The sequence below is a fragment of the Mesorhizobium loti CJ3sym genome (assembly GCF_000472785.1).
In the GTDB taxonomy this organism is placed as follows: Bacteria; Pseudomonadota; Alphaproteobacteria; order Rhizobiales; family Rhizobiaceae; genus Mesorhizobium; species Mesorhizobium loti_E.
The window spans coordinates 1-10,222 of sequence record NZ_AXAL01000029.1 but is presented as its reverse complement, the minus strand read 5'-3'; the positions used below and the strand labels follow the sequence as shown (position 1 = coordinate 10,222).

At 62.8% G+C, this 10,222-nt stretch carries 11 protein-coding genes; 5 read left to right on the top strand and 6 right to left on the bottom strand.

Going from position 1 to position 10,222, the window contains the following annotated elements; all coding sequences use genetic code 11:
• Positions 1–34: 34 nt before the first annotated feature.
• Positions 35–724: a hypothetical protein gene (locus tag A3A9_RS0130315; RefSeq protein ID WP_027061993.1), complete on the bottom strand. Its 690-nt coding sequence runs from the start codon at positions 722–724 to the stop codon at positions 35–37.
• Between the two features lie 210 nt (positions 725–934).
• On the opposite strand from A3A9_RS0130315, the gene A3A9_RS0130310 reads away from it, so the two are divergent.
• The 3 genes from A3A9_RS0130310 to A3A9_RS0130300 all read left to right on the top strand — a co-directional run bounded on the left by A3A9_RS0130310 (position 935) and on the right by A3A9_RS0130300 (position 3,744).
• Positions 935–1,660 (top strand): response regulator, encoded by a 726-nt coding sequence (locus A3A9_RS0130310; protein ID WP_027061992.1) that lies wholly within the window; start codon positions 935–937, stop codon positions 1,658–1,660.
• Positions 1,657–2,898 carry an ATP-binding protein gene (locus tag A3A9_RS0130305; RefSeq protein WP_027061991.1) on the top strand — a complete coding sequence of 414 codons (1,242 nt, stop codon included), beginning with the start codon at positions 1,657–1,659 and terminating at the stop codon, positions 2,896–2,898. The genes A3A9_RS0130310 and A3A9_RS0130305 overlap by 4 nt, the downstream gene beginning before the upstream one ends.
• 336 nt (positions 2,899–3,234) lie before the next feature.
• A complete protein-coding gene (locus A3A9_RS0130300) occupies positions 3,235–3,744 on the top strand; it encodes a hypothetical protein (RefSeq protein WP_152536206.1) in 510 nt (169 codons plus the stop codon).
• Positions 3,745–3,811: 67 nt separating this feature from the next.
• On the opposite strand, the gene A3A9_RS0130295 is transcribed toward A3A9_RS0130300, so the two are convergent.
• The 4 genes from A3A9_RS0130295 to minC form a co-directional block, all read right to left on the bottom strand.
• Positions 3,812–4,135 carry a hypothetical protein gene (locus A3A9_RS0130295; RefSeq protein WP_152536205.1) on the bottom strand — a complete coding sequence of 108 codons (324 nt, stop codon included), beginning with the start codon at positions 4,133–4,135 and terminating at the stop codon, positions 3,812–3,814.
• A gap of 322 nt (positions 4,136–4,457) precedes the next feature.
• Positions 4,458–4,730, bottom strand: coding sequence for a cell division topological specificity factor MinE (gene minE, locus A3A9_RS0130290; RefSeq protein WP_027030066.1), 273 nt, complete (start codon positions 4,728–4,730; stop codon positions 4,458–4,460).
• Positions 4,727–5,542: a septum site-determining protein MinD gene (minD, locus tag A3A9_RS0130285; RefSeq protein WP_027030067.1), complete on the bottom strand. Its 816-nt coding sequence runs from the start codon at positions 5,540–5,542 to the stop codon at positions 4,727–4,729. The genes minE and minD overlap by 4 nt, the downstream gene beginning before the upstream one ends.
• 71 nt (positions 5,543–5,613) lie before the next feature.
• Positions 5,614–6,420 (bottom strand): septum site-determining protein MinC, encoded by an 807-nt coding sequence (gene minC / locus A3A9_RS0130280; protein ID WP_027061988.1) that lies wholly within the window; start codon positions 6,418–6,420, stop codon positions 5,614–5,616.
• A 219-nt stretch (positions 6,421–6,639) separates the two neighbouring features.
• On the opposite strand from minC, the gene A3A9_RS0130275 reads away from it, so the two are divergent.
• The gene (locus A3A9_RS0130275; RefSeq protein ID WP_152536204.1) at positions 6,640–8,724 is read left to right on the top strand and encodes a hypothetical protein; all 2,085 of its coding nucleotides are present in this window, start codon (positions 6,640–6,642) and stop codon (positions 8,722–8,724) included.
• A 563-nt stretch (positions 8,725–9,287) separates the two neighbouring features.
• On the top strand, positions 9,288–9,785 hold the full coding sequence (locus A3A9_RS41940; protein WP_051371270.1) for a hypothetical protein: 498 nt from the start codon (positions 9,288–9,290) through the stop codon (positions 9,783–9,785).
• On the opposite strand, the gene A3A9_RS41935 is transcribed toward A3A9_RS41940, so the two are convergent.
• A partial coding sequence (locus tag A3A9_RS41935; protein WP_027061986.1) for a winged helix-turn-helix domain-containing protein occupies positions 9,761–10,222 on the bottom strand: 462 nt, incomplete at its 5' end. The two genes, A3A9_RS41940 and A3A9_RS41935, sit on opposite strands and share 25 nt — an antisense overlap.

Genomic DNA, 10,222 nt, shown 5'->3' with positions numbered 1-10,222 from the left:
GTACCGGGCCGGCCGGCGCAGCCGCTCGGAGTTATCAGCCATTCCCGGGCTGGGGTGGCGGAAGCTGTCGGCCCTGATCGGGCGGACCTCCGGGTGGGGCTGCGTCTTCCGGCGGGCCGCCCCAGGGACCGGGGGGTGGTCCGTGGGGGCGTTCCGCCGAAGCGAGGATTTCGAGCTGTTCGGGGGAAAGCTTGGTGCGCAGTTCGGCGATCGCGTCCTTCAATTTGGCGGCCGAAGCGGCGCGTGCGGTAACCTCGTCGGCCAGCCTTTCCTGGAAGGCGAAGGGGTCGGACTTGCCGCCCGGACCAGCATCCGGACCCTTGGCCTCGGGCCCGCCAGGACCAGCGGGGCCGCCCGTGCCGCCGGGGCCGCGATCATGCAGCGGCGGCGCAAGCATGGCCTGCAGCGCGCTGGTATAGTCGCGCCAGGCGTCGAGTTGCTCGCTGCGGATGCCGACGCGCGTCTCGAGCACTGCCAGCCGGGCAGCCAGCATGAATTCCGGCGGCGGTCCCATGCGGTGGAGGCCAAAGGCTTCCGGACCGAAGGCTTGCGGACCCCAACCTTGCGGACCAGGCCGCATCGGTCCATGCGGACCAGGAATCGGCCTATCCTGAAGGGCCATCACCGGCGGCGCATCGCCGGGACCGGCATCGGGCTGTGCCGCCAACGCGGGGTGGATTGCGGCGACGGAAAACAGGCCGAGCGCAAGAAGTCTGCTTCGCATGACGGTGTTCCTTTCTCTCATGCATCGGACAGCCCTGAGGATAGGAAGCGTGTTTGTCTGCTTCGCGTCGGCATGTTGCCGAAGGTTTCCGCAAAGCGGCAATTTGTTTCCGAACGTTTCCGGCGGCCCGTTGGAAACATTGCGTTGCAATTTTCCATGCCGCTTTGGCGTGCGCTCCCTATAATCACGGTCAGGCAAAGGGCACGCATCATGCAGTCACAACCCCATATCCTCGTCGTTGACGACGACCGCGAGATCAGGACGCTGCTCGGCCGCTATCTCGACGGCCAGGGTTTTCGCGTCTCGGTGGCGGCCGACCGGCGCGAATGCGAGCAGAAGCTCGCCGCCGGCCAGTTCGACCTCGTCGTGCTCGACGTCATGCTGCCGGACGGCTCGGGCCTCGACATCTGCCGTGCCATGCGCGACCGCAAGCCACATGTCCCCGTCATCCTGCTGACGGCGCTGAAGGAAGATGTCGACCGCATCATCGGGCTGGAGCTCGGCGCCGACGACTATCTCGGCAAGCCGTTCAACCCGCGCGAGCTCACCGCCCGCATCCGCGCCGTGCTGCGGCGCGCCACCCCCGAGGAGGCGCCGGCGCCCCGCGCGCGCATTTATCGCTTCGCCAGCTACCGGCTGGAGCCGGACACCCGCAAGGTGATGGATGCACGCGGCGAGCTTGTCGATCTGACCGGCGCCGAGTTTGACCTGTTGCAGGTGTTCCTCGATCGTCCCGGCCGCTTGCTCTCACGAGACCAGCTGCTTGACCTGACGCAAGGCCGCGAGCGCGACCCGCTCGAACGCTCTGTCGACGTGCTGATGAGCCGGCTGCGCCGCAAATTCTCCGACACCGGCGACGGGCCACTGTTCAAAACGGTGCGCAATGGCGGCTACCAGCTGACCGCGCGCGTCGAGGCTGTGGAGGCACAGGCGTGAACTCGCTGCGCCGCCGCCTCATCCTGCTGCTGATCCTTTCGATCGTCGGCGTCGTCGGCCTGGCGACGGCCGCCGTCATCAGCGTGCGCGGCGGCGGGCCGCCGCCGGAGCTGACCGTGCCGTGGATCGCCCAGCAGATGGAACTGGTGGTGCGGCTGCTGCCGGGACCCATTCCGGACGTGCTGCGGGTGCAATTCACCGACCATCCGGCCCCCGGCAAGGTCGCCCGTGCGGAAACGGCGATGCTCAACGACATCCTGCAGCGCCGCGGCTTCGACCTTCTGGCGATCATCAGCGAGAAGCCCGACGGACCCGGCCAGACCGCCTCGGTGCAAATGCCCGATCACCGCTGGGCGATCACTGACGTGCCGCACCTCAAGCCGCCCGGGCGCGAATGGCTTGTTCTGGCCGGCTGGATCTCGTTGATCGTCGCCGGCGCCACCGCCGTCTCGGTCTATTTCACCTCGGTGCTGATCCGGCCGCTGGAAATGCTGGAGGCCGCCGCCTCCAAGATCGGCAGTGACGGCGTGCTGGCCGCGGTGCCGGAAGTGGGCTCGGCCGAGGTGAAGGCCACCGCGCATGCGCTGAACCAGCTCTCGTCGCGGCTGCGCACCGCCATGGAAAGCCGCATGCGGCTGGTGGCCGCCGCCGGCCATGATCTGCGCACGCCGATGACGCGCATGCGCCTGCGCGCCGAGTTCCTCGACGAAGAACGCGACAAATGGCTTCACGACCTCGACGAGCTCGACCGCATCGCCGACAGCGCCATCCGCCTGGTGCGCGAGGAGGTCAACCAGGACGCCGTCGAGACGCTGGACCTGCGCAAGATGGTGGAGGATATCGAAGCCGAGATGGTCTCGCTCGGCCATGCCGTCTCGATCGGCCATCTGGACAATGTGTCGGTGCGCGCCGGCGCGCTCGGCCTGCGCCGCGCGCTGCGCAATTTGATCGTCAACGCCGCCACCCACGGCAAGGCCTGCAGCATCGATCTCGCCTTGGCCGACAGGCGTGCCGTGCTGACCATTTCCGACAACGGCCCGGGCATTCCCCCCGACCTCATCAACAAGGCCTTCGAACCCTTCTTCCGCGTCGACCCCGGCCGCCAGCAATTCATCCCCGGCGCCGGCCTGGGGCTGGCCATCGCCAAGGAAATCATCGAGCGCTATGGCGGGACGGTGACGCTGGAGAACCGCCAAGGGGGTGGGTTGGCGCAGACGGTGGTGTTTGCGGCTGTGTGAGGGCAAATGAAAAGGCAACGTCGGCGGGACAGCGCCCCCCTCTGTCCTGCCGGACATCTCCCCCTCGAGGGGGGAGATTGGTTGCTTCGGCGACAGCTCATTCTTTGCAACGTTGGTGGTTGGCGAAAGCCTTCGCGACATCCGATCTCCCCCCTTGAGGGGGAGATGCCCGGCAGGGCAGAGGGGGGCGCCTGGCGCTGGCATCACACAGAACCCGGTTTCGTCGCTCCCTTGTAGAGACCCCAAGGGCCGGCGAGACCATAGCAACGCCGCAAATCGCGTGCTTCTCAGCCAGGCCGCCTGTATGCTCGGCCCAGTGCATCAGGGGGGAAAGCGATGAGGCTCTTTCGGTTGGCGATACCGGCACTGGTGCTTCTCGGCGCGGTGGCGTCGGCGCAAGCGGCGGCCAAGTGGATCGCTTTCGAACCGGCCGGTGACGGATACCGCATCGATTTTCCCGGCACCCCCACGGTCAAGAGGGACACGACGCAGAGCCGCGTCGGCCCCGCGCCACACGTCGAAGCGGCACTCAGCGCCAAGGGCTATTCATACTCCGTCGACCTGACGACCTACGCATCGGCCTCCGACCCCAAAGCCGTGCTCGATCTCTTCGCCACCACCATCGCCAATGCGGGAAAGGTGCGCAAGCAGACGCCCCTGAAGGTCGGACCCGACATGGCCCGCCGTTTCGACGTTGAACTCGCCGACGGCAAGGTCATCGACACGATGCTGGTGGTGACGGACGGAACGCGGGTCTACATCGTATCGTGCACCGCTTCACGCGGCCAGGAAAGCTCGGCCAGCGTCAAGCACTTCATCAGTTCCTTCGCACTGGCGCAGCAGTGAGGCTCACCGGCGCAACCGCGTAGGTCGCGCCGCCCGGCTTCGACGACACACCTTCGGCACCAGCCGCTCAGTGCGCCATCAGCTTCCACATTTCCTCGTTGAATTTCCGTATCTTCTCGCGGAATTTCTTTTCGGCCGCCATGCGCGCCAGCGTCGCCTTCTTGCGCCTGGTGTTGGCGGCCCGCCACAGCGGCTCGACCCGGTGGAACTCGCGCCCGGCGGCGGCCGTCGCTTCCTTGCCCTTGGCCCGCATCACCGCATTGCTGGCCGCCTTCATCGCCGCCAGCGCGGCCTCTTCAGCGGCCTGCGCGGCCTCTTCGTCCTGGCGCGCCGTTCCATAGTCCTTCGCGGCTTTCGTCAGGTCCTGCACTGCTTGATCGATGCCCGGCATCATTGCCTCCCAAACGTTTGCTTAACAAACATTAGTGAGAGCTTAAATTATAACGGTGTCAATAAGGGGCATTCTGGCGGGACAGCGCCCCCCTCTGTCCTGCCGGACATCTCCCCCACTTGGGGGGAGATCGGCAGGTTCGGCGCCTCAGCTGTTCTTGCAACATAGGTGATTGGCGAAGGCCGCGATTACGGCCAATCTCCCCCCTTGCGGGGGTTGAGGAATGGTCCGCGAAGCGGATGGAAAGCCAATTGCTTGGCTTTCCAAATGACGAACGTCCGGCAGGACAGAGGGGGGCGCGAAGGATCGCGACCTTCCCATCCTACCCCGCCATCGCCAGCGGCACGGCGCTCTTGTTGGGGATCTGGATATCGATCTCCAGCGTCGACATGGTCTCGCCCCTGTCCATCGACACCTGGAGGTAATCCTGGTCGATCTGCACATGCTTGGCGATGACGGCCATGATCTCCTCGCGCAGGATGGAGACGAGGTCGGGCTGGTTGCGGTTGCGGCGCTCATAGGCGAGCAGCACTTGCAGCCGCTCGCGCGCCACCGGCGCGCTGGAGCGCCGCTTGAAGATGTCGAGCAGGTTCATGCCGCCCTCCTTCCCAGCAGACGATCGAGGAAGCCCTTGCGCTCGAACGGCACGATGACGGGCAATTGCTCGCCTTCAAGCCGCCTTGCGGCATCGAGATAGGCCTTGGCGGCCGCATTGAGCGGCTCCGACAGCGTGACCGGCGAACCGAGGTTGGAGGCGCGCAGCACGTCCTGGCTTTCCGGAATGATGCCGAGCAGCGGCACCGACAGGATCTCCAACACGTCGTCGATGCTGAGCATTTCGCCGCGCGCGGCCCGCGCCGCGTCATAGCGGGTGACCAGCACATGCTTGGCGATCTGTTCGCCCTGTTCGGCGCGCATGGTGCGGGCATCGAGCAGGCCGATGATGCGGTCGGAATCGCGCACCGACGACACTTCCGGATTGGTGACGATGACCGCCTCGTCGGCAAAGCGCATGGCGAGCTGCGCGCCGCGCTCGATGCCGGCCGGGCTGTCGCAGAACACATAGTCGAACACCGAGCGCAGCTTGTCGATGACTTCGCCGACGCCCTCTTCCGTCAGCGCGTCCTTGTCGCGCGTCTGCGAGGCCGGCAGCAGGAACAGCGTGTCGACCCGCTTGTCGCGGATCAGCGCCTGCGACAGTTTTGCAGTGCCCTGGATGACGTTGACGAGGTCGAACACCACGCGGCGTTCCGCCCCCATGATCAGGTCGAGATTCCTCAGGCCGACGTCGAAATCGACGAGCGCCACCTTCTTGCCGGTCTTGGCCACGGCCGCACCCAGTGCCGCCGTCGAGGTGGTCTTGCCGACGCCCCCCTTGCCCGAAGTGACCACCACTACCTTGCCCATGAAAAAAGCCTCCGTCGTTGTTGTCGGTTGTTGTCCCGGCCGCCCTGACGGCCTTCGTCTCAATCAGTCGCTCAGCTCAAAGTCTCGACGCGCAGGCCCTCGCCGTCGAGGAAGGCCTGCACCGGCTTGCCGCGCGACACCCCTTCCATCTCCTCGGCGGTGATGTACCAGCCGTCGACCGACAGAAGCTCGGCCTCGTTGCGGCGGCAGAAGATGCGCGCCCCGGTGTTGCCCAGCGCACCCGCCGAAGCCCGCCCGCGCAGCGTGCCGTAGACATGGATCGAGCCCGCCGCGACGATCTCCGAACCGGACGCGACCGAGCCCAGCACGATGACATCGCCATGCGGATGCATGATCGCCTGGCCGGAACGGATCGGCGCCTTGATCATCAGCGTGCCCGAATCGTAATGCGAAACCTGCGGCTCGCTGTCCTCGGTCTTGCTTGCGCCAGCCTTGCCCTTCGCACCGGCATCCGCGCGCGCATCCAGGCCGCGCTCCGGCGCCTTGCCCTCCGGCTTGCTTTCGTCCCGCGCCTTGCGGCCCGGCAGCAACCCATCCGTCGTCGCCTCCTTGGCGCCGACCAGCACCGGCGGCAGTTCGGGGCCGAGAACAGCCCCTTCAAGCTCGATGGCATAGATGCGAATGCCGCGCGTAAAAAGCTCCGCCACCAGCGCCGCGATCTCGCTTGGGGCGGGCTTCAAGACGTTCAGATCCAGCAACACCGGCCGCCCGGCAAAATACCCCGGCGAATTGCCGATCCAGTGATCCAACCCCTCCAGCCACCCCTTCATGGGCGCTTCCGGGGTCAGTGTGAAAGCGACAAAAGAGCGGGCACGAAAGCGAATGGATCTGGCCTCGAGGGGAGCGGCAAAGGTCACGGCTGGCGAATCCTTACTGAGAGGTAAACGCTAGCGGGAGGATGGTTAACGAATGGTTAATGGGCCTAGCCGATGGTTCGCTCCGAGAGGCCGTTCAGCAAGCGCATCGCGCCAAGTACAAACTGCCTAGCGCGTACATTCGGCTGACTCATTTGTAGGCCCTTGCTTTCACACCCGTGTGTCGCGACACTACTGGAAGTAGGCATGGGGGATTGCCGGGTGGACGCCGAAGCGAAAACTACAATTGATGAATTATTCGAGCTTAAGGGCGCTAACAGGGAGGCGAAAGCATACGCATTCCTGTGGGCAGCTTTTAGGCGCACGGAGATCAGTGCAAACCCAGTACGCGATGCGCTAGATTGCCTTATTCCGTTCGTCGCGCCCTACACGAACAAGATTGCCGGGAAGCAAGTCACAGCCCAGGGCATCCAGACTTACCTCAAACAGGACTTCGGTTTTGACATCCCACAGTACGCGATTGACCAACTTATCAAGGCACTCGCTCAGCAAGGTTTTGTGACATATCGTCAACAGGTTAAAGCTCACTTTGCCGTGCCACACGAGAGCAAGTTCGATGTTGTGAAGTCGGAGATTGAGACCGAGTTTGATGACATCACTGCCGAGCTAGCAGCTTACGCAGAGACGGTTGGCTTCACGGTGAAGCCCCCACCATCGGGAACATGGGGACAGGCACTTATTTCGTTCCTGCGGGTCCGTACTGATAAAGGTGCTGCAGCTATTGTAAAAATAAAAGGTGCGCTGATTGATCCCAGCTCAGCCGAGATGGCGATTGTCGCCGCTTTTATCCGCAAGTTGAACACGGACTCACCTGAGCATTTTGAGAAAATCGTCCACATCTTCATGGGCGTACTGATCGAGGACTTTATCTCGTCAATCACGGAAATCGGCTCGCTCAGCCTCGATAAACCTGTGACGGTGTTTTATGACACGGCGGTATTGCTCCGGCAGTTGGGATGTTCCGGCAAGAGTCTGAAAGTTGCCACTGAGGAATTGACGCGCTACCTGCAAGATCTTGGGATGGAAATTCGATACTTTTCTGGCAACGAGGCTGAGGTATCCAACATTCTGAATACTATCGTGTATGTTAAAGACACGGGAGGGGAACTGGAGGGTGAGACGGCTGCCGCAATCGCAGACGGAGAGGTTACGACAACAAGCCTCCGTATGCTACAGAATAACTTTCCCGAGCAGTTGGCACGGTTTAATATTTTCCCAGCTGAAAAGCTGGAGTCCAACGCCGCCGATGCTGCTCGCTTTCAAATCGACGAGGCGGGATTTTCCACTTATCTCGCCACCCAAGCAAGGAAGTCCGGGCGCCTATACAACGAGAAGAACCGCACCAATGACTCTGGTTTTCTCGCCTTGATTATGCGCCTGCGGCGCGGCAACAGAACCCGTGATCTCGCGGATTGCGGGTTCGTCTTTGTGACGCCCAACACCTTTCTCGCCTATGCGTCGAGGCGCTTCCTCATCGAGGAACGGATGCTTGGTTACAACAACTTCCCTCCAATCATCTCGCTCGGACAGATGGCCACCATCGCCTGGCTCCTGAAAGATCAGACGATTCCGCCTGAGAAGGCGGGGCGCGAGCTTTTGACCAACTGCTTCGCGGCAGTTCGGCCCGACGCAGAATGGTTCAAGTATTTCCGCGAGGGCATAGAGCAAGTCGTTTCCGATTCGTTGGAGGATTATTCAAGCAATGGCACTAACGCGTTGACCATCCAGGCCGCTCGGCGGATTGCCCAGGACGAGAGTTTCGGCAGCTCCGCCATCGTGCGTCAGCTCAATATGGCCGAGATATTGAGCCGGGCCGAAGCCGAGCAGAAACGCATGACCGAGCAACAAGAGGCGAGGCTAGCTGACGATCGAAGGCGGGCTGAGGAAGACAAGGCTTCGATCGTGCAACGGATGGAGCAGACCAAGGCGGAGGAGTTGGAGCACGCGCGCCTTCGTGAGCGAAATGCCGTTGACGTAGCCGTTGCGGAGGCCAAAGCTGAAATCCGGGCTCAACTCGCCGAAGAAAAGAAACGGACCGCGCGCGCGCTCGCATATCGGGTGGTGACGGGGTTGAAGATTTTGCTATTACTGGCACTAGTTTGGGTTGTTGGCGATGCATTTATCCTACAAAATGAAGAAGCTCACTCTTCCAGGACTTTGTGGGTGTTGAGCGGCGTGCTGGCCGTTGTGACTATACTTGCATTTGCGGACCTCTTCAAATTGCGGTTCATGGAACCGTTCTTTGATGGATTGCACAGAAGGTTGGCTCACTTGTTCGGCGGCTAACTCCGCCGTCGAAATTCGGATAGCTGCCAGGTACAAGATCTACTGACGCCTCGAACTGGTTTTGCCACCGTCTTTAGGGCGGTCCTGCAGCGCGTCGTCTGTTGCCATTTCAACCGCTAAGGTAGGGCAGCTACCCACTCCTGCCTCAATGCCGCTTGAAATACCGCACCTCGCGCTCATGCTTCTCCGCTGCTTCCTGCGGCTCAAACGTCCCCAGATCCCACCTTTTCCCGGTCTTCTCATCCTTCTTGCGAATAACGCCAGTATTTCCCATCCTTGAGCTTCCGGATCATATCGTGCTCGCCAGTCAGGATTTGGCCTCGATCAGGACTTCCGCTTGGCCATGGCGATCGGTCTTCCCCGGGAGGGTGCGCATCACCCGCCGATGCTGATCCACAGGTCTTGATCGTTCCCAATGATGGGCACCGCCATGCCACAAGAATCCCGGACATGTCGCTTAAACCACGCCCTCCCGCTCAGCCGTCTCGCCCCGTGGAGTTCGAGAACCCACCTATGCTAGCCTACCATCGAGCCGGCTGAAGCTCGGACCCGAGGGGCAAGTCATGTTGGATCAATGGACCAATTTCTTCGTCATGGTGGGCGGCGGCGCGGCGGGGCTGGCCGGGTTGATCTTCGTGGCGATCTCGATCAATCCCGAACGCATTGTCCGCAACACGACGCACAAGAACCGGGCCATCAACATGCTGTCGGGCTTCAGCGCGATTTTCATGGCCTGCAGCCTGGCGCTTCTGGGCGGTCAGTATCTTCCGGCACTGGGCCTCGAATGGCTTTTGCTGTGGCTCATCGCGACATTCATCTTTGTCAGAGGTTATGTCGTCGCCATCAAGTCGGGGATGAGTACCATCGGGCTGACCGCGCCCCGACTAGCGGGTGGCACGATGTGTTACCTGGCCGAAGTCGCCGGCGCGTTTCTCCTGGTTCTCGGACGCGGCATAGGACTCTACATCGCGGCCCTTGGAACCATCGTCCTGTTCGCCTTCCTCATTTCGGGTGCATGGCTGCTGATCATCGGCATCTACGAAGAGCCGGCCAAGGAATGAGCTGCACGCCCGGCGCTGCCGTCGGCGGTCTCGCGGGTTTGCGGCAGGCGTGCCGCGGTGACGTATCGATAGCCGGCCTTCGGGACCGTCTGGATGCAATCGCGCCTGGGCCCCAGCTTCTTGCGCAACGTCCGCACGACCGTATCGACGACGTTGCTGCCGACATAGGTGCGTCGCCAGATGCGTTCGATCAGGTCCTCGCGTCGGACCACCGCGGGCGCATGGTCGATCAGTTCACCAAGGACTTGCGCCTCCAGGCTGGTCAATTCGACGACGTGCCCTTCCACGACGATCTCGCGGCGATCGCGCGCGAAATCCAGAGTGTCGCGATCGACCATCCCCGTCGGTCCGGCATCGACCAGAGCCGCTACCCATCCAATCATGTCGCCGCCCGGAACTTCGAGCACCATGGTGGCCGGCATGTCGGTTGATGGTTC